The organism is Caballeronia sp. INML2 (assembly GCF_023631365.1).
Lineage (GTDB): Bacteria > Pseudomonadota > Gammaproteobacteria > Burkholderiales > Burkholderiaceae > Caballeronia > Caballeronia turbans.
Genome location: NZ_JALQDH010000091.1, coordinates 1 through 17,797, shown reverse-complemented (window position 1 = coordinate 17,797; position 17,797 = coordinate 1). Strand labels below are relative to the sequence as shown.

Below are 17,797 nucleotides of genomic sequence, written 5' to 3'. Positions count from 1 at the left end.
CCTCGTTCGCAATAAGTCGGTCGATGTGCTGCTGATATTCGTTAAGGTACTGCTGGCCGAGCATGTCAAGGCAGTGGACGTAAATGCTTGTAGTTACAATTGAAGAATGCCCGAGCCGGTCTCTTACCCATGCCCCGCGTTACGCCGCCATTCGCGATTTAGGGTCGAAACGTCATTAGTTTCACGGGAAACGTTTGCTTCGGCGACGAACGATCGGAAAGATTCCAGCGCTTCATGCCGCGATCACTTGCAATGTGAGAAGTGTGATACATATAGAAATCATCACAATCCTAATTTGAGGACGAACATGGCCAAAGCGCAATCGGCGGATCGGAAGGGTGCGGCCGCCGCGCACATTGCGTCAGTATCGCCGCTGGGGAATACCACCCAGGCGGTCGCCAGCGATGTCGGTCGCTACGTGATGGCGCTCGACGCCACTCGAGCGGCTGCGACAATGCTAATCGACAAGATCCAGACAGCGGATTTCACGCCGGCAGCGAAGGTTGAGATGACACGCCAGGTCCGCCTAAGCGTCAGTGAGCAGGAAGGGCTTGTGTTGCAGGGGCTTATCGACGCGTCTCCGGTCACGCTGTTGACTGACTCGCGGGCAGAATTGGAAGCGAAGTCGGTGAAAGCGGTACTCAACGGGACGACGTGGTTGACTGCACAAAGGGTCGGCGAGCGGCAAAATCCTGACGCGACGAATCAGCATGCAGTGACGAGCAGGTGGAAGCGGGAGGGCAAGATTTTTTCGATTGAACGCGCAGGCCAGACGCTTTATCCCAAGTATGCCTTTGACGAGCTCGGCAACCCGATCCCCGAAGTTGCGGAGATCCTCAGAATTTTCGCGGGCTACCGGCCGTTTCGAATCGCTTCTTGGTTCGAGTCGACGAACAGTATGCTGCGCGGCAAGCGCCCGCGTGAGGTGCTCGCAACGAATCCGCAAGCGGTGATCGAAGCGGCGAAGGACCACGTTGTGGGGGCGGTGCATGGGTAGTCTGGTGTTTCCGCCGCCTGCGTCTGCGCTCACGCTCGGCAAGGTTTCTTCTGGTACGTGGTTCCGTGTTCATCCGCTCGACTCTGCGACAGGCAACTACGCGCCGGACGCTTTCAACGATTCCGGTCTGGGCAACGCTCGTTTCAGTCCTCTACATCGACCGGACAACGGGCAAGTCATCCCGACAATCTACGCCGCCGCATCTGAGCGAGGGGCGATCATGGAAGTGGTTCTGCATGACGTGCCAACGCCGTCTGCCGGCTATCAGCACGACCTCGAGCGGGATCTTGCTTCGTCTTTGCATCTAAGCCAGATCGGGTTAGCCGACCTGAAACTGGCCAATCTGACCGCGACGGGATTGCGTGGACCGGGCCTGGCGCCATCGGATCTGTTCGATGGCGACAAGACCGACTATCCACGCACGCGTGAATGGGCGCTATGGGTATGGCAGAACATGCCCGATGCGCAAGGGCTGATGTGGATGTCAAAGCAGGACAACCAGTCAATGGCTGTGATGCTATTCGGCGACCGGGTGTCAGCGCCGATCGTCGATTTGAAGCGGACCCGGCACATCGAGCACTACGAGCATCTGATCGTCGAGTTGCTGGCCGAGATGGGCGCCACCGTCACGCCGACACTTTAGAATGGGAAAGGCTAGCGAAGCAAGGTACGAGTTAGTCATTTACTAAAAAACCGATAATACTATTTATGTCAATATAGTCTGCAGTTAAAGCGTGTTTTCGCCGGTCAACGCAGTTGACCATGTCGATTGTTCGCAATCTGTTCTCGCCTGCGCGCGAGCCGAGCCTTCTCCTGACTTGCGCCGTACTCCGCTTCGGCAGCGGAGACAACGCCAGTGATTGCGCCGGTAAGATCCACGCGTATATTGCCTTCGACGAGACAGGTCCAATAGCGTTGGCCGCGACACCAGAGCTTGACGCCATTACGAGCGTCTCGCTCGCTAAGCCCAAGCCACGCCGCTCGGGCAAGCACATCCTTGAGAATCCCAACCTTGAGAGGAACCTTTGGTGCGGGACTGTGCGGAAAGGCGTGCGGAAAATGTCGTTGCAGCGTAGTGACTGCGCGCGTGGCCGCGTCAGCAGATGTTCGCGGACGCTTCGGTGGCTGCTTAATTTCCCTTTCGACGCCTACTGGCGCCGACGTCCGGCGCGATGCGGCCTTTTTGCCCTTCGCGTCCTGGTTCAGCTGCGCCTTAAGCGCAACGAGCTGTTCGAATCCCATGGTGCATGCCTGCAATCAGTCGCCACATTTTACCAGTCGCCTTCAAACGTCGCCGTTCAGCGCCCGTGACGATTCTCCAAGGCGGCAGTGCCGAACGCGGCCGCAACTCTAGCTCAAGCCCGTTTGCGAAAAACAAAATGAATGCCGGTCGCGCGGCGACGACACGTTGTCACGCGTCGCTTCGAGCGGCGCGTCGCAACAACCGCGGGTCAGTTTCCCATTCATCGCGCGCCCCAAGCGCGATTTGCGCGAAGTCTGGGTGACTGGGGTTGAGCAGATAGTTAGTTTCGGCAGGGACGACCGCGCTCGGCACCGCAAGCACCGCGCTCGTTCGCTTCTGCGCCCACGTAGCACCAATCTGTTGCAGCTCGGTCCGTGCACTGAGCTCTCTCCAGTCGGGCGGCAAATTCGCAGCGTCGACGCGCTCGATCAGGGTCTCAGGAATTCGCGCCGGGATCATCACATACCGAGCCCGCAGCGGTGAGTCCTGTACGAGCATCTCGAGGAGCGCAAGCGACTGTGTCTGCGCTGTATATACGAGCGCGACCCCTTTCGGGTTCCACCGCCCGCCATAGAGGCGCGCACCTTCGCCGGAAAAGGCGCTATCGGCATACCGCTCTGTCACTACCCGCCATGCCATCAAGGTCATGCAAAAACACCATGCTCGATGCGCCCGAGCGTATCCATCACGCTATCGGCACCAATGTCCGTATCGAGAAGACTGAGCGGAGTAGCATCGCCTAGTGCCGCTGCCGGTGCCTTGAGCCACCCGACCGCGAGATCGAGATCTTCAAATACTTCCGCCGCGCGCGCCGCGACACGCGCGAGTCGTAGCAACTTGGCAGACTCCTCGCGGCTGAAAACGCCTTCTCGCTTGCGCCGCGCCAAGGTGCGCTCAGGAATATCGAGCGCCTGCGCCAGTTCTGACTGCGAAATCGCGATGGATTTGAGCATTGAGTCGAGCGCCTGGGAGGAGATGCCGTGACGAACGATATCCACCCATTCGAGGGCCGACCGCGGTGCGCGGCGCAAGACCGAGCGTCCGCCCAACAACGAATCCGCCGAAATTTTGTCGATGACGGTCATAGCACCTCCTGCCATTTGGCATCTATATTACACCAAATTGGCAGCGCCGGCCGCTGGCGTACTTTCGCCGCTCAGAACGAGTTGACCGAGGCCGCGTGCAATCCGTAGGTATGGCGGTTGCGTGGCAGCCCTCGCTGAGCCGACAACTTTTGGGAGACTGGAAATGGACACGACCGAGGCGAAAGGAATGTTGAAGGAGGCGACAGGCAAGGTACAGGAGGCCTTCGGCAGCGGTGCCGGCGACGCGATGAGTCAAATCAAAGGTAGGGTCGGGCAAGTCGCCGGGACCACTCAAGAGTTCGCGGGCCGCACGGTGGACATGGTTCGAGATCAGACCGGCGAAAATCCGCTGGCCGTGCTGGGCATCGTTGCGGTCTCGAGCTTTTTGCTAGGTCTGTTGATCGGCAGTGCAGGCGCGTCGAAACAATTATTTCGGTGAGGGCCCTCGCTCACCCATTGATTGAGTCAAAGGGGTCGCGCGGCGCTCGCCGCGCGAGTACAGTCCGCATGCTCGCTGATTGAACTATCCCATGCAACCGAACGGCCTATGCGCGACGCAGTTTGGGTCATCAAACGATCGTGACCGTCCGTGAGGCTCCTCTGTGGTCGCCGAACCCGAAGATGCACCAATTGGCTGTTGCTAGAGGAAACATCTAGGACGCCCCTCTCTTCTCATTCCAGTTTGCTTGTCGGTTTCTCGGAACACCACTAGCCTGCCAATCCGATCGCGTCCGCATGTTACGTTTTGGAATGCGAACGATCATGTTACCTATTGTCAAATCATTCGTTATCCTAATCGTTTGCGCCGCTGACCTCTCCGAGAACGGAAAGGAGTTCCTCAAGTTTCTCAGGCTGCAACTTCAACAGGAGACGAAACAGATCGAAAAGCTCCTGAATCAGCGGTAGAGCACCTTGCTGGCCCGAAGGGCTCGTGAGCCTACCGCGTCATGCGCCATTTCGAAACCTATTTCCGCTGATTAGCTCAAGGAGACGGTCGGCCCGCAGCGCCGATCGGTAAGAGCGGAAAAGACAACTGCGCGCTAAGCCAAGCTTGCGCATTCGCCTTTATGAGTCGCCGCTCACCGTCGCAAACTTCTCGACAAGAAGATCGATCAGTAGTCTGACCTTTCGGGGGATGTGCTGGCTTGGCGGGCGCACGACAAAGATACCGACGTCCGGCAATCTGAAGCGCGTCATGATGGGCACGAGCTTGCCTGCCTCGACATAAGGTCCCGCGATCATCTCGCCCATCGCAACGACTCCCAGATCGGCCGCTGCCGCCTCCGCGAGGACATAGGCGTTGTCCGCCTTGAACCGGCCTTGCGGATGCACCGTGAAGTTCTGATCCCCGTCGCTGAACACCCAGCTGTTGGTTCCGGCCGTGATCGCCGAGTGCTTGAGGATATCGCCTGGATACTCCGGCGCCCCGTTCTCCTTGATGTAGCCCGGGCTGGCGTATAGCTGCATCGGCAGAGAGCCGATTTTGCGCGCGATCAAGCTTGAATCGGGCATGTAGCCCACGCGAATCGCACAATCGAAACCTTCAGCAGCGAGATCGACATACTGATCCGAGAATCGCGTATGCACCTGCAGTGCCGGGTGCCTCCTGGCAAAGTCTGCAAGCGCTGGTGCGAAGAGCGTTCCGACCGATGCGGGTCCGGCGATCCTCAATAATCCTGTGATATCACCGTTGGGAGACATTTCCTCCCGGACCGCATCGATCTTGGCGCAAATGTCCGCCGCCTGATCGCGGAACGATATCCCCGCCTCGGTCAGAATTGCGCCGCGCGTCGTGCGTGCGAAAAGCTCCGCCCCAAGTTCCTGTTCCAGCCGAAGCAGCCGACGGCTGACGACCGACTTTGCGAGCCCAAGCCGTCGTGCGGCAGAGTTGATTCCGCCGGCATCGGCCACTTCGACAAACATCTTCAGATCTTCGATTTCCAACCTATTCTCCTGCTCCAGACGTAAGCCTCTGTGCCCCAACTGTTCCGATATCGGCGACACAAGGTAGCTCATTCGCTGTCTAGTGACGAGCGATCCCTTGTCTTACTCTTTGTCGGCAATGAACCAACCCATAACCCCCCCCCGACGCACAGGAGATTACTTATGACAAGCACCCGCTACGTCCCATTGATTGGCCGACTATTGATTGGTCTGCCGTTCATCCTTTTTGGTCTAGGAAAAGCTACGACTTATGATGCAACCGTCGCCATGATTGCAGCTGTGGGCCTTCCCCTGCCTCCGCTCGCCTTTATCGGCGCGGTGACCTTGGAAATCGTCGGCGGTACCCTGCTGGTCGCAGGCTATAAAGTTCGTCCGATTGCCCTCGTTCTTGCGATCTTTTGCATGGTCACCGCCGTCTACTTCCACAGGAATTTGGCGGACCAAAACACGTTCGTCCACTTCTTCAAGAACGTGATGATGACCGGAGGTCTCCTTCAAATCGCAGCTTTCGGCGCTGGTGCCTTAAGCCTGGATTCGTACGTGAACAGCCGCCGCGAGCGATCATCGGACGGTCTCGCCACAGCGCAGTAACCCATTCCGATACACCTGCTTTGTAGGCCGGATGCTCAACTGCGCCCGGCTTCTTTGTTCGCGCCAATAATGGCTTAAGTGTTCCACATTTTGCAACCCCGCGGAACGATCTGGATGGCTAGTGCCACCGCCGGAACTCCACTAACTTCGTAATTAAGCCAGGAAGTGCTCCCGGACTCTCTCCAAACCAACGCGAGGAAAAACATATGCCGACGATCACCGCCAAACCCAAAATCGCACTCGTTATCGGTTCGACACGCGCTGCGCGTTTCGCCGATGTTCCTGCCCAGTGGATGCTTAAACAGGCTAAAGCGCGCGAAGACATGGAAGTCGAACTGCTCGATCTGCGCGATTTCAACCTTCCGTTTTTTGATGAAGTCGCATCGAACGCCTTTGTACCGAGCGAGAGTCCCGAAGCTGTGCGCTGGCAGCAGACGCTTGCCCGCTTCGACGGTTTCATCTTCGTGGTCGCTGAATACAACCACTCACTGACCGGTGCGCTCAAAAACGCACTCGACCATGCTTATAAGGAGTGGGGCCGTAAGCCATTCACCGCCATCGGTTATGGAGGCGTCGGCGCAGCCCGCGCCATCGAGCAGTTGCGCCTGATCGGCATCGAGCTGCAAATGGTCTCGACGCATGCTGCGGTACACATCGGCGGTAGCGATTTTTTCACAATTTTCCCGGCGGTCGGAAATCAGCCGATGGAGACGATCGAAAAAAACCTTCTTCCTTCGGTCAAAACATCGCTCGACGAGCTCGTATGGTGGGCCAAGGCGACGATGGCCGCCCGCGCTGAAGCGGCCTAAAAGCGCTCTATTTCATTCCCAAACCACACTTTTGACGGGGTTGGCCACGATGTCACCTCGATGGAGAAGAATCGTGTCAATTCCTAACGTCACTCAGTCCAGCCAAAACACCAATCCAGTAAGCCAGTCGTTCGCTGGCCGCGCTGTCATCCACCGCACGCGCGGGCGCGGCCATGGCGAAGTGGTCCGTCTCATAAGCCCGAGCGACCTCGGGGAGCATCTCAAACCCTTCGTGTTCCTCGATAGCTTTGGAGGGGTCATGAGTGAGTTTGCGGCCGCCGGTGGGATGCATCCTCATTCGGGCATCGGCACCGTGACTGTCTTCACCCGCGGTGACGTGCAGTTCGACGATCCCGAGGCAGGCCAAGGCTATATCGGCTACGGCGGGGTCGAATGGATGCGAGCTGGCAGCGGCGTATGGCACGGCAAGGAGCTCTCCTCAGGCCGGTCGGAACGTATTCACGGCTTCCAGCTTTGGTTGGCCCTTCCGGCGGATTTGGAGTTGTCGGAGGTTCAAAGCCAGTATTTCGAGGCTGCGGAAATGCGCCAAGCCGGTCCCGCTTACGTCATCGTCGGCACATATGACGGCGTTACCAGTCCTGTCAATGCCCCGCCCGGTGTGAACTACCTGCTTGTGACGCTCGCGCCCGGCCAGCACTGGAATTATGAGCCGCCCGTCGGACACACCGTTGGTTGGCTCGCTTTGTCCAAGGGCAGCCTGTCCGGGCCGGCCTATGCATCGAACGGCGAATTGCTCATCTTTTCGGAAGATGACGGCGTTATCTCCCTGGAAGGCGGTCCGGACGGGGCGACATTCGTTCTTGGCTCGGCAATCCCACATCCGCATGACCTGCACCTTGGCTATTACTCTGTGCACGCAACGGCCGAGGGCCTGGTGAAGGGCGAGCAAAATATTCAGAAGCTGCGGGAAAAACTTTTCTCGCTTGGCGACCGCCAGCGGAAGTCCGGGTCCACGCCCATTTACCGTGGGTGACAATTCGAGGGCTTTGCAATTAGGACTGCGTTATTTCTGCGCACATCAATCAACAGTTTGGAGATAAAAACATGACTTCAATCGGAATCATCGGAGCCGGCCATATCGGCGGGGCTATCGCCATGCGCCTCGGCGCGAAGGGCATTCCCGCGACGGTTGCAAACAGCCGCGGGCCCGACACTCTTGCCGACCTCGTTGCCAAAGCCGGTCTATCTATCACTGCGGGCACGCGCGAAGAAGCCGCCTCGAAAGACATCGTTTTCCTGTCAGTGAACTGGCCGAAGGTTCAAGGTGCGCTGGCCGGTTTGCCTGATTGGAATGGCCGCATTCTCATAGACACAAATAATCCGATGCAGCGGCCGCCCCTGCCTCCCATCGACGTGGGCGGCCGCGCATCCACTTCGATCGTTGAGGAGTGGGCGCCGGGCGCGCGCGTAGTGAAAGCGTTCAATCACCATTATTTCGTCAACTTGGAGAAGGCGCCCGACGCCGAGGGCGGGAGGCGGGTTCTGTTTTATGCCGGCGACGACGAAGCGGCGAAGCGGGAAGTCTCGCAGTTGATTGATCAGCTTGGTTTTTTCGGGCTGGATCTTGGCGATGTTGAACACGGCAGTCGCCTATTTCAGTCGCCCGGCGGACCCTTGATCGCCCATGACTTTGTGAAATTCGGGTGAGGCCTGTTCATGTCCAAAACCATCGACATCCACTCACCATTCACGCTTGGCCGAATCCGCCTGCAAAATCGCTTCGTTATGGCTCCGATGACCCGTGCCCGAGCCAACGCGGACGGGACACCAGGACCACTCGCGGCCACGTATTATGGCCAGCGTGCCGGTGTGGGCCTTACCGTTACGGAAGGCACGCAGCCGTCCGAAGACGCGCAGGGCTACCCCATGACCCCCGGCATCTACACCGATGCTCATGTTGCAGGCTGGCGCGCAGTCAATGACGCAATCCATGCCCGCGGCGGTCATGTCTTTTACCAGCTCATGCATGCCGGGCGAATGTCCCACCCCGACAACACACCGCATCACCGGCAAGGCGTAGCGCCATCAGCTATCGCCCCTGGCGAGCAGATCTACACGCTGCACGGCATGAAAGACATTCCCGTGCCGCGGGCTTTGAGCATCGGGGAGATTCAGGCCACTGTTGAAGATTACGCTCACGCGGCGAAGCGCGCGATTGAGTCGGGCGCGGATGGAGTTGAAATTCATGGCGTCGCCTATCTGATCCATCAGTTCCTCGCCGTCAGTGCCAATCTGCGCACCGATCGCTATGGCGGGTCGCTCGAAAACCGCGCGCGCTTCGCGATTGAAGTTTCCGAGGCCGTCGTCGCCGCGATCGGCGCCGAGCGTACAGGCATCCGGCTATCGCCCGGGTTCACGGGTATGGGTCTCAGCCATGGTTCCGAGGGGCCTGATTTGTTCCGTTACCTTGTCGGCAAACTGGACAAGCTTAGCCTCGCCTATATTCACATCGTCCATTATGGCGAAGATGACATCCTGCACGACTTCCGCAGGATCTGGCATCGAGCGATCATCCTCAACCGCCCAGCGCGTCCCCGCGCGGATATCGGCAAGGACATCGCATCGGGCCTTGCCGACCTTGAATCCTATGGCGCGCACGTGCTCGCCAATCCGGACTTTATCGAACGCGTCGTCGCGAACGCGCCGCTTAACACGGCCGACCACAGCGTCTATTTCGGACACCAGCCCGAGGGTCCCGAAGCGGGATACACCGACTTCCCGACCCTGAAGGCCGAACCACACTTGTGGACCTGGGGTACTTGTCCCACGACGGTAAGTTTTTTTCACCGCTGCCTCGGATGCTGCGGCTGGGCGGCGCATATCTCAGTACGTCGTCGGTTGCGCAGATCGCGCAGCCGCTGCTCGCGGCTGCGCGCGACGAGCTCCAGGAGTCGGTATCTCTCGCCGTACTCGATGACGGTCAATCAGTGTTTGTCGGACGCGCCGAGGCAATCCGCATCGTATCGACCGGGGCGAAGCTTGGCGGCCGCCTCCCTGCTTATTGTTCTGCGACAGGTCGAGTATTGCTCTCCCAGAAGACGAACGAAGAGATTGAGCGCGCCATCTTGGCGTTGCCTATGACAAAGCTCACTTCCCGGACGATCAATGAGCCTGAGCAGGTGCTCGATTCTATCCGCCGCGTTAATTCAGACGGCTACGCCATCAGCGACGAGGAACTCGAACTGGGGATGCGAGCGATCGCCGTGCCGGTTCGGAATCGAGAAGGGACCATCGAGGCAGCTTTGAGTGTGAGCGTGTCGTCAGCGCGCGTAAGCGCAAATGAATTGACCGGCCGTTTCCTAACGGTCTTGCTTCGTGTGGCAGAAAGGATTGAGAAAGCGCTATGATCGCATTCAATGCCCCACTCACGGTCCGTGAATTTCAGGTGGTCGTAATGGAAATGCAACTCCGCCGAATTGTCATCGGCGGGTAATTTTATACACGCAACACGACGCCCTATTCCGCAGTCGCTTTCGCTCGGAGTGCCGATTGTTCCAGCACCGGACAAAGAGCCCGAGACAACAATGTTGCCTCATTGGCGCTTGAGCACACCTCCCTAGATAACGTGCATGTGCTAGTCAGTTTCGCGGCAAGCCAGAACGACAACAGGCTCGGGTGCCGGTCGAGGAACGTCTTCAGCTTGGGTATGACGTGCATGCGCGCGAAGGTCACGGCGGCGCTGATACGCAGCACACCGGAGAGCCCGGTAGACGCGTCGCGCACCACGTGCTCAGCGAGGTCCACTTCCTCGATTGCTGCGCCTCGCATGTTCGTAAAACTGAAGCAGGCGAAGTTTGAGCCCGCAGACCGACGAAATACCGCCGTTGGCGGCATCTCCGAGGGGAGGCAGAACCGCAGTTCGATCAGCGATTTCGTCGTTAGCCTGAGCGACGTTCCGGCCGCTCCGCGCGCGCGGCGGCGACGCCTTGCTCTACCTTCCGACTCGTGCAATAAGCGTTGCGTGCGCTCCAGAAGATCGCGTCCCTTCGGCGTCAGCGTCAGTGAGCGAGCGGTCCGGCTGAACAGGCTGAGTCCGAAATGCTGCTCCAGCCGCTGGATGCTCTTGCTGATAGCCGATGGCGAAACGGACAGCGAACGCGCGGCAGCCGTATAGCTGCCAAGCGATGCGGCACGCGCGAAAGCAATCAGCCCCGTCAGTCTTTCGACAACGATTTGTTCCATGATGGCATCATTAAACGAACGACAGCCCAATTATCAGCCCTGGTTTCCGTTGCGCGCGCGATGGCAATAGTCAGTACTATAAAGTAAAGCGAGTCGTGATGCGCGGCGAAGACCCCTCGCCGATGCAAATCCACGAAACTCACGGTCCGCCGCCGCTGCCCTCCCCGCCATCGCTCGGAAACTCAGGCCACGTCCTCGCCGCCGCGCATGCAGCGCCGATACTCATTTGACGCTGCCGGGACATGTCCATAGACTTCCCGTTCTCGATACCGACGCAATATTTATGATCATTCATCCGGAAACATCCAATCCGGACGGCTCAGCGCTGGACATACCTGTGCCGCCACGCGACTTCGGCACGACGCGCCGCATGCTTATCGCGACATTGGTCGCTTCGATCGTCACGCCCCTGCTTTTTCTGGCTGTGTATGGCTATTTCGGCTTTCAAAGTCGGTTTTCCGACTCGTCGGAAGGCATCGACCGACTTTCGCGGGTGGCCGAAGAACAGGCGGTGAAGGTCTTCGATGTCAGTCAGGAGGTGTCGCTTCGCGTGCTGACCATGGTGGGCGGCGACGGCGATGCGGAAATACGCGCGCGACAAAAGTCGCTTCACGACTTTCTTGCGGATACCGCACAGCGGCTGCCGTCGGTCGCCGCGATCACGTTATTCGGGCGCAACCGCAATCTTTTAGCAAGCAGCAGCGCCTACCCGGTCGGACTGCAATCCATCGACGAACGCCTCATCAGTTTCTTCGACAGGCCCGTGGGCGGCGCAAAGATGGCCGTTTCGCAACCCGAACGGACTCCGGCCCCGGTCATCGACGTCTTCAACCTTACGTTTCCCCGTTACGACGCCGCAGGTCATTATCTCGGCGCTTTGGTCATTTCGCTTCGGCGGGACTATTTCCTGTCTTTCTATCAGCGGCTGACCATCCATGACAGCGCGCTGACCGTCGGCCTGTTTCGGGGCGACGGTACGACGCTCGTGCGATTTCCCGCTCCGCGCGCACGAAGACCGCCCACGAACAATCAGCCTCTGATGGAAGCCGTGCACGTTAACGGCAAGAGCGGACGCCTCAGAATTTTTTCGACGCTCGATGGCGTGCAGAAATTGCTCGTCTATCGGCAAGTGGGAGACTATCCGCTCTATGTGACGAGCGGGATTCCCGTTTCCGTCGTGATGTCGAGGTGGCTGAAGCACGACGGTCTCATCGCCATCGCAACGCTGGTGCCTTGTGTCGGCATCTGGCTGCTGGTCGCGTTCAGCCTGACACGCCTCAGACGCGAGCGAACGGCATGGGAAAGATGGAAAGCGGAATTTGGCATGCGTCTTTCGGCGGAGGAGACGACGCGTCAGATGAAGCGCATGGGCGCGCTGGGCAATCTCGTGGCGAACGTCGCGCACGACTTCAACAATCTGTTGATGGTCGTGAAAGCCAATATGGAACTGGCGCGGCGCAAGGGCTTCAATGGGCTCGAGAAGGAAGTCATAGCGGTCGAACGCGCCTCGGTGACGGCCGAGGGCCTGGCGAGGCGGCTGCTCAGCGTGGCGCGCAAGCAGCCCCTGCGTCAGGAAGTCGTCGATGTCGGCGCATGGCTCGAACAGGACGCATCGCTGATTCGCATGTCGCTCAGCGACCGTATCAGCTTGCATATCGACGCTCCGGAGAGCACTTGGTCGATTTACGTCGATCCGTCCGAACTGCAGTCGGCATTGATCAACCTCGCGGTCAACGCCAAGGATGCGATGCCTCACGGCGGAAAATTCGTCGTGCGCTGCGAGAACAGCATCGTCGAAACGGGCAGCGGCAATCTCAAGCCCGGCGAGTATGTACTGGTCTCCTGTTCCGATACGGGCGTCGGCATGGCGCCCACGGTCGTGCAGCGCGCATTCGAGCCGCTCTACACGACGAAAGCCGCGAATGCGGGCACCGGACTCGGTCTCGCGCAGGTCATCGCGATGTGCGAGCAGGCAGGCGGGACGGCGCGTATCGAGAGCATCGTTGGGGAAGGCACCACCGTATCGCTCATCCTTCCGCGTTCGACAGAAAGCGTCGGCACAAATCCCGTCGCATCGCCTCTTGCACCCGCGCCCACGACAGCGCCGGTAAAAGGCTCGATTCTGCTCGTCGAGGATAACGAAGAGGTCGCAGCCGGACTGTCGGCGGTTCTGGAAGTGTTCGGCTGGCACTCGCGGCACGAACTGACCGGCGATGCAGCGCTCAGTCTACTCGAGGATGGCGCGACCTTCGACCTGATTCTTTCCGATGTGCAGATGCCGGGCTTGAATAGCGGGATCGACGTCGCGGAGAAAGTTCGCCGGAAGTGGCCACAACAGACCATCGCGCTCATGACGGGCTATGCCGATGAACTTGAACGCGCGAAACATGTCGGCGTGACGATTCTTTCCAAGCCGTTCAATATCGACGACTTGCAGGCGCTGCTGCAGAGCGTGAAACTGTCGCGGCCGGCGGGTGCATAGCGTTGCGATCGTCCGTTATGGAATGCTGTGCTCGGAACCACATGGCTACAGGAAGCGAATATGGACTTTGCAGAACGCATACAGCACGCTGGCCAACAGGTCGACCTTGCGCGATGCCATTTTGTTGCCAAGCAATCGATTGGCCGCCTCCCTCGTCACAACAGGTAGCTTAAACCACAGCCGAACGCAGTCGATAACCTCGATTCGATCGCTGCACCAGCAGTTGCCGAGGATTCAAAGCGATGTGCGCATCGAATGAAGCGCATCAACGGCTCGACAAGCATCGGCAGGCCGTTAAGGTAGTAATTCAAATCGGCAGGATTGCGGCGCGAGTAGACTATTGGATTGTCTCCTAGCGCAAATGCGGCATCCTTTTGCGCATCCGGACCCGGCGGTTACCCTCGCGATGGTAACGCGAACGATGTCGAACTTGACACGATTGGGCAAACGCATGCGAAGCAACGGTTACCGATGGCGGTGTGCAAACAGGTTGTCCGTCGGTCACCGGTCTGTGCGTGTCCGAAGTGCCATTATTATTCTGCCAGTCGCGAGTCCACCCCCGCGCCGGGCGGTATCAGAGCCCCTCCGGTGATACACGACCAATCTGCGTAAAAAGGTTCCTAATCAGGCGACATTTCGTCGCCTGATATGAACCTCCAGCTTAGCGTTAGAAAAATCGACCTCGCCGCCCGCTCATTCCGTGGCGGCAAGCGGCTGCATAAGCGTCGGGGAAGAGTCTTCTAACCACAACCCATCTTCGAATGTGGCCGTTTCAAATTTCCTGGAGTGCCTCCTTATAACGCACAGCCTTGGACTCGTAGTCCTTCGCGTTGGTAAGAACCGCCTGAATCTCCGCGCCCGTAAGTTGGCGTACAGCTTTCGCGGGCGAACCGATGATTAGCGAACGAGGCGGAAACACCTTGCCCTCAGTAATCAACGCGTTGGCGCCAACGATACAGCCTTCTGGAATATATGCATCGTTCAGAATCGTCGCGTGGATGCCAATCAGGGTGCCGCTCCCCACTCGACACCCGTGCAACACGCACGCATGGCCCACGCTTACATTGTTGCCGATGTCGACGGGATGGCCGGGGTCGGCATGCACGACCGCTCCGTCTTGGATATTACTGCCGTCGCCAATCGAGATTGCATCGTTATCACCGCGTAGCACGGCTTGCGGCCAGACGCTGCTGCCGCTACCGATGCGCACGTCACCGATCAGGACGGTATTGGGCGCAATGTAAGCATCGGACGAAACTCGGGGTCGCTCATCGGCGAGAGAAAAGAGAGTCATATGAAAGGGTCCTATTCGACGTTGTTTGTAATGGGTGCCACCTGACGTTTGTCTGCCGCTTTTGGAAAAAGTCGATCAAGCGCCATCACGATCGGCGGCGCTGCCAACGCAATGTAGATATTGTCGATGCCATATGGATCGCCCATCGCGTACCACGCTGTGGTCGCAAGGACTGCGCACAGCAGCCCCAATGTTGCGCCCCGGCTACTGCTGAATAACGGCAGGTAGAAACCGAGCACTGCCACCACCGCTATTGACAAGCGAATCGCGCGCGTGAAGAAGGACAGGTGCAGCACCTCGGGAAAGAAGAACACAAACGCGAGCGGTACGAAACCAATTGGAATCGCCAGCAATCGAGACATCCGAAATTCCTGGTCAGGCGAAGGGTGACGCATCGGGCTATAAAAATCTTTTACGATCAATGACGAGATGGCAAGACATACGCTGCAAACACCGACGAAAACGGATGCGGCCAGTGATATTGCAACTATTGCGGCGAGTAACGGCGACATATATGTCATGAAGACCGGAAAGGCGTAAAGGCTCTTCATTCCGGGAAACAGATACTTCGCGGCCACACCAATTAGCCCGAGAGCAATACTGACGGGTATGCACAATGCACCCGCGATATATGTCGAAGTACGCGCGCTGTTCGCACTTCTCAACGACGACACAGCCTGAATGATGTACTGCGTCGAAAAGATCGCGCCGATGTTCGCGATAGACCAAGCAAAGATGGTCGGAAAGCCAATTTTACCTGTGGCGCTGAAGTTGAATTGCGGCATGTGTTCCAGCATTGGTCGAATGCCGCCGGACAAAGTCAGCGCGACGCCCAGCACAACGGCAACGCCCACACACTTCACGACCGTGTGAACCACGGATACGTATGCGACGCTCTTCATCCCGCCAATCGCGCAATAGAAGGTACTGACCACCGCGGTGACGATCGCCGCAGGCCCGAGCGGGATGTTAAGAATCGTCGATAGAGCGGCAGCGCCGCTCACGTAGTAGCCGACGTTGACCAGGAGCAGCGCATATATCATGATGAGTGACACTGTGATCTGCGTCGATCTGCCATAGCGCTTCGCGACGGCGCCCGAAATCGTGAACTCCCCAGACGTATAGAGTTTTTTCGCCAAAAAGATGCCAAATAAGGGGAAGCCGATCGCCGCGCTAAGTACTGCCCACATCGCAGCGGAGCCGGACTCGAACGCGGCCTGTGCCGTACCGATGGTCGATTTCGCGCCCACAAATTCTGACATCATCAAAATGCCAACGACAATCGCCGGCATGGAACGCGCGGCGACCATGAAGTCGCTTGAATCCCTGCTTCGCAATTTGACGGTTAGCAACGCGGTTGCCGCAATGTAAGCGATGAGTGCTCCGATGATAATGTAGGTTACAGTCGGGTCGATCTGATGCATGTCTCGTCTCCACCATTCTCAGTACTACAAAATTTGTTCAGAGCCGATATCCAAATAGTTGTTGTCGTGTGGATAAGGCGCGAGGCCAAACTTGCTACTGGCGCGACCCGGAGCCGATTCTCCGCAGCCGCGTCGTCGGTGAAGCATTGTCAGTGCTGCGCCGATTTGAAACCTATCCTTCGTCGTCGCTTTGCAAGGCCCCAAGTCAGCTGGGAACAGGTGTCCGCAGATTACTTGCCCCGATTACGCCGGATTCTCTGAGGCCCGCGATTGCTGCGTCAGAAAGACCCGCCGCTGTCAGCACCTCGTCGGTGTGTTCGCCCAGAGCGGGCGGCGGACGGTCATATTGGACCGGCGAGCGAGAGAACTTGATCGGATTGGCAATCTGCGGCACCTCCGAACCCATTGCATGCGGTAGGGAAAACGTCATGCCCCGTTCGAGAACATGTGGATCCGCGAGCGCCTGTGCAACAGAATTGATCGGACCCGCCGGCACTCCCGCTGCTTCTAGTTCGGCGAGCCATCGTTCACGCGTACCGCTGGCCAGCGCGCGCTGGATCTGCTGGACCAAAAGTTCACGATTAGCCAGACGGCCGCTGTTCGATGCGAATTCGGGCAACGACGCAATCTGGTCCAGTCCAAGCACCCGGCAAAGAGACTGAAATTGCCGGTCATTACCGACGGCGACGATCATGGCACCATTGCTTGCATCGAACGACTGATAAGGACAGAGATTTGGATGAGCGTTACCCCAACGTCTAGGGTTGTCGCCCGAGACGAGATAGTTGAGCCCGTGATTGGCAAGCCAGCCAATCTGCGTGTCCAGCAGGCTCATGTCGATATGCTGGCCGAGCCCGCTCACGTGGCGTTCGTTAAGCGCTCCAAGGATCGCCACAGTCGCATACATGCCGGTCATCAAATCGGAAATTGGCACGCCGCACTTCTGGGGGCCGCCCCCGGGCAGATCGTCGCGCTCGCCAGTGACGCTCATTAAGCCGCCCATCGCCTGGATCACGAAATCATAGCCGGCACGTTCCCGATACGGGCCGCTCTGTCCGAACCCCGTGATCGAGCAATAGACAAGCTTCGGATTCACCGCGTGCAACGTCGAATAGTCCAGTCCATAACGGCGCATGTCACCGAATTTGAAGTTCTCTATTACGACGTCGACATTGGCTGCGAGTTTTCGCACTACATCTTGCCCGGCCGCTACGCTAAAGTCGATCGCTATCGAGCGCTTGCCGCGATTCGCTGCAAGGAAATAAGCAGACTCACGGCTCGGCGCCCCGTCGGGGCCAGGCGCGAACGGGGGCCCCCACGCGCGGGTATCGTCGCCACTGCCCGGGCGCTCGACTTTGACGACGTCGGCGCCGAGATCAGCGAGGAGCTGGGTACACCACGGTCCGGCAAGAATTCGGCTGAGATCAAGCACCCGGATACCGGAAAGCACTCCTTTCATTGATATCTCCAGTTTTGACGCATCGTTGTTGTGGCCCTTTACGACGGATCGAAGAGAATTCCGGGGTTCAAGATTGCACGAGGATCGAGGGTTTGCTTTGCCGCGCGCAGCGCTGAGCAGAATAACTCTGGACGCTCCTTGTCGTACCAGGGGCGATGATCTCGTCCGAGCGCGTGATGGTGCGTAACGGTACCGCCTGCATCTACCATCGACTGTTCGGCGATCTGCTTGATGGCCATGTATTGTTCAGGAATGCGGCGCTTATC

Annotated in this window: 18 protein-coding genes and 1 pseudogene; 10 read left to right on the top strand and 9 right to left on the bottom strand. The window is 58.4% G+C overall.

Annotation, left to right across the window (positions count from 1 at the left end; all coding sequences use genetic code 11):
• Positions 1-307: 307 nt before the first annotated feature.
• Both NCT32_RS30945 and NCT32_RS30940 read left to right on the top strand, forming a co-directional pair.
• Positions 308-997, top strand: coding sequence for a hypothetical protein (locus tag NCT32_RS30945; RefSeq protein WP_061119817.1), 690 nt, complete (start codon positions 308-310; stop codon positions 995-997).
• Positions 990-1,640, top strand: coding sequence for an RES family NAD+ phosphorylase (locus tag NCT32_RS30940; RefSeq protein WP_250491059.1), 651 nt, complete (start codon positions 990-992; stop codon positions 1,638-1,640). Before NCT32_RS30945 ends, NCT32_RS30940 begins: the two co-directional genes overlap by 8 nt.
• Before the next feature lie 104 nt (positions 1,641-1,744).
• Here NCT32_RS30940 and NCT32_RS30935 read toward each other — a convergent pair whose 3' ends face one another.
• The 3 genes from NCT32_RS30935 to NCT32_RS30925 form a co-directional block, all read right to left on the bottom strand.
• Positions 1,745-2,239: a ProQ/FinO family protein gene (locus NCT32_RS30935; protein ID WP_086961442.1), complete on the bottom strand. Its 495-nt coding sequence runs from the start codon at positions 2,237-2,239 to the stop codon at positions 1,745-1,747.
• 169 nt (positions 2,240-2,408) lie between these two features.
• Positions 2,409-2,888 (bottom strand): RES family NAD+ phosphorylase, encoded by a 480-nt coding sequence (locus tag NCT32_RS30930; RefSeq protein WP_250491058.1) that lies wholly within the window; start codon positions 2,886-2,888, stop codon positions 2,409-2,411.
• Positions 2,885-3,325: an antitoxin Xre/MbcA/ParS toxin-binding domain-containing protein gene (locus NCT32_RS30925; protein ID WP_061120651.1), complete on the bottom strand. Its 441-nt coding sequence runs from the start codon at positions 3,323-3,325 to the stop codon at positions 2,885-2,887. Before NCT32_RS30925 ends, NCT32_RS30930 begins: the two co-directional genes overlap by 4 nt.
• 163 nt (positions 3,326-3,488) lie before the next feature.
• On the opposite strand from NCT32_RS30925, the gene NCT32_RS30920 reads away from it, so the two are divergent.
• On the top strand, positions 3,489-3,764 hold the full coding sequence (locus tag NCT32_RS30920) for a hypothetical protein (protein ID WP_061120650.1): 276 nt from the start codon (positions 3,489-3,491) through the stop codon (positions 3,762-3,764).
• A 626-nt stretch (positions 3,765-4,390) separates the two neighbouring features.
• Here NCT32_RS30920 and NCT32_RS30915 read toward each other — a convergent pair.
• Positions 4,391-5,269, bottom strand: coding sequence for a LysR family transcriptional regulator (locus NCT32_RS30915; protein ID WP_250491057.1), 879 nt, complete (start codon positions 5,267-5,269; stop codon positions 4,391-4,393).
• A 162-nt stretch (positions 5,270-5,431) separates the two neighbouring features.
• Here NCT32_RS30915 and NCT32_RS30910 point away from each other — a divergent pair, with 162 nt between their 5' ends.
• From NCT32_RS30910 to NCT32_RS30885, 6 genes and pseudogenes are all read left to right on the top strand, one after another.
• Complete coding sequence (locus NCT32_RS30910; protein WP_061120649.1) at positions 5,432-5,860, top strand: DoxX family protein; 429 nt, start codon at positions 5,432-5,434, stop codon at positions 5,858-5,860.
• Positions 5,861-6,066: 206 nt separating this feature from the next.
• Complete coding sequence (locus NCT32_RS30905) at positions 6,067-6,669, top strand: NADPH-dependent FMN reductase (RefSeq protein ID WP_250491056.1); 603 nt, start codon at positions 6,067-6,069, stop codon at positions 6,667-6,669.
• 73 nt (positions 6,670-6,742) lie between these two features.
• The gene (locus NCT32_RS30900) at positions 6,743-7,663 is read left to right on the top strand and encodes a pirin family protein (protein WP_250491055.1); all 921 of its coding nucleotides are present in this window, start codon (positions 6,743-6,745) and stop codon (positions 7,661-7,663) included.
• A 71-nt stretch (positions 7,664-7,734) separates the two neighbouring features.
• The gene (locus tag NCT32_RS30895) at positions 7,735-8,337 is read left to right on the top strand and encodes an NADPH-dependent F420 reductase (RefSeq protein WP_061120647.1); all 603 of its coding nucleotides are present in this window, start codon (positions 7,735-7,737) and stop codon (positions 8,335-8,337) included.
• A 9-nt stretch (positions 8,338-8,346) separates the two neighbouring features.
• Positions 8,347-9,417: pseudogene (locus NCT32_RS30890) on the top strand (alkene reductase); the annotation flags it as partial.
• 71 nt (positions 9,418-9,488) lie between these two features.
• Positions 9,489-10,037 (top strand): IclR family transcriptional regulator C-terminal domain-containing protein, encoded by a 549-nt coding sequence (locus NCT32_RS30885; RefSeq protein ID WP_086961710.1) that lies wholly within the window; start codon positions 9,489-9,491, stop codon positions 10,035-10,037.
• Positions 10,038-10,146: 109 nt separating this feature from the next.
• On the opposite strand, the gene NCT32_RS30880 is transcribed toward NCT32_RS30885, so the two are convergent.
• Entirely contained in the window at positions 10,147-10,872 is a 726-nt protein-coding gene (locus tag NCT32_RS30880; RefSeq protein ID WP_250491054.1) for a LysR family transcriptional regulator, read from the bottom strand.
• 283 nt (positions 10,873-11,155) lie between these two features.
• Between NCT32_RS30880 and NCT32_RS30875 the strand changes: the two genes are divergently transcribed.
• Positions 11,156-13,354: a hybrid sensor histidine kinase/response regulator gene (locus NCT32_RS30875; protein WP_250491053.1), complete on the top strand. Its 2,199-nt coding sequence runs from the start codon at positions 11,156-11,158 to the stop codon at positions 13,352-13,354.
• A 772-nt stretch (positions 13,355-14,126) separates the two neighbouring features.
• Here NCT32_RS30875 and NCT32_RS30870 read toward each other — a convergent pair.
• The 4 genes from NCT32_RS30870 to NCT32_RS30855 all read right to left on the bottom strand — a co-directional run.
• Positions 14,127-14,648 (bottom strand): gamma carbonic anhydrase family protein, encoded by a 522-nt coding sequence (locus NCT32_RS30870; protein WP_061121993.1) that lies wholly within the window; start codon positions 14,646-14,648, stop codon positions 14,127-14,129.
• An 11-nt stretch (positions 14,649-14,659) separates the two neighbouring features.
• Positions 14,660-16,072, bottom strand: a complete 1,413-nt coding sequence (locus tag NCT32_RS30865; RefSeq protein WP_250491052.1) for a sodium:solute symporter family protein — start codon at positions 16,070-16,072, stop codon at positions 14,660-14,662.
• A 205-nt stretch (positions 16,073-16,277) separates the two neighbouring features.
• Complete coding sequence (locus NCT32_RS30860) at positions 16,278-17,531, bottom strand: CaiB/BaiF CoA-transferase family protein (protein WP_250491051.1); 1,254 nt, start codon at positions 17,529-17,531, stop codon at positions 16,278-16,280.
• A gap of 38 nt (positions 17,532-17,569) precedes the next feature.
• A partial coding sequence (locus tag NCT32_RS30855) for an FAD-binding oxidoreductase (RefSeq protein WP_284508595.1) occupies positions 17,570-17,797 on the bottom strand: 228 nt, incomplete at its 5' end.

Coding starts and splice junctions, on each gene's coding strand:
- NCT32_RS30930 (WP_250491058.1), bottom strand. CDS start 2,888: ATGACCTTGATGGCATGGCGGGTAGTGACAGAGCGGTATGCCGATAGC.
- NCT32_RS30905 (WP_250491056.1), top strand. CDS start 6,067: ATGCCGACGATCACCGCCAAACCCAAAATCGCACTCGTTATCGGTTCG.
- NCT32_RS30880 (WP_250491054.1), bottom strand. CDS start 10,872: ATGGAACAAATCGTTGTCGAAAGACTGACGGGGCTGATTGCTTTCGCG.
- NCT32_RS30920 (WP_061120650.1), top strand. CDS start 3,489: ATGGACACGACCGAGGCGAAAGGAATGTTGAAGGAGGCGACAGGCAAG.
- NCT32_RS30945 (WP_061119817.1), top strand. CDS start 308: ATGGCCAAAGCGCAATCGGCGGATCGGAAGGGTGCGGCCGCCGCGCAC.
- NCT32_RS30935 (WP_086961442.1), bottom strand. CDS start 2,239: ATGGGATTCGAACAGCTCGTTGCGCTTAAGGCGCAGCTGAACCAGGAC.
- NCT32_RS30940 (WP_250491059.1), top strand. CDS start 990: ATGGGTAGTCTGGTGTTTCCGCCGCCTGCGTCTGCGCTCACGCTCGGC.
- NCT32_RS30885 (WP_086961710.1), top strand. CDS start 9,489: ATGCTGCGGCTGGGCGGCGCATATCTCAGTACGTCGTCGGTTGCGCAG.
- NCT32_RS30860 (WP_250491051.1), bottom strand. CDS start 17,531: ATGAAAGGAGTGCTTTCCGGTATCCGGGTGCTTGATCTCAGCCGAATT.
- NCT32_RS30865 (WP_250491052.1), bottom strand. CDS start 16,072: ATGCATCAGATCGACCCGACTGTAACCTACATTATCATCGGAGCACTC.
- NCT32_RS30925 (WP_061120651.1), bottom strand. CDS start 3,325: ATGACCGTCATCGACAAAATTTCGGCGGATTCGTTGTTGGGCGGACGC.
- NCT32_RS30870 (WP_061121993.1), bottom strand. CDS start 14,648: ATGACTCTCTTTTCTCTCGCCGATGAGCGACCCCGAGTTTCGTCCGAT.
- NCT32_RS30875 (WP_250491053.1), top strand. CDS start 11,156: ATGATCATTCATCCGGAAACATCCAATCCGGACGGCTCAGCGCTGGAC.
- NCT32_RS30910 (WP_061120649.1), top strand. CDS start 5,432: ATGACAAGCACCCGCTACGTCCCATTGATTGGCCGACTATTGATTGGT.
- NCT32_RS30895 (WP_061120647.1), top strand. CDS start 7,735: ATGACTTCAATCGGAATCATCGGAGCCGGCCATATCGGCGGGGCTATC.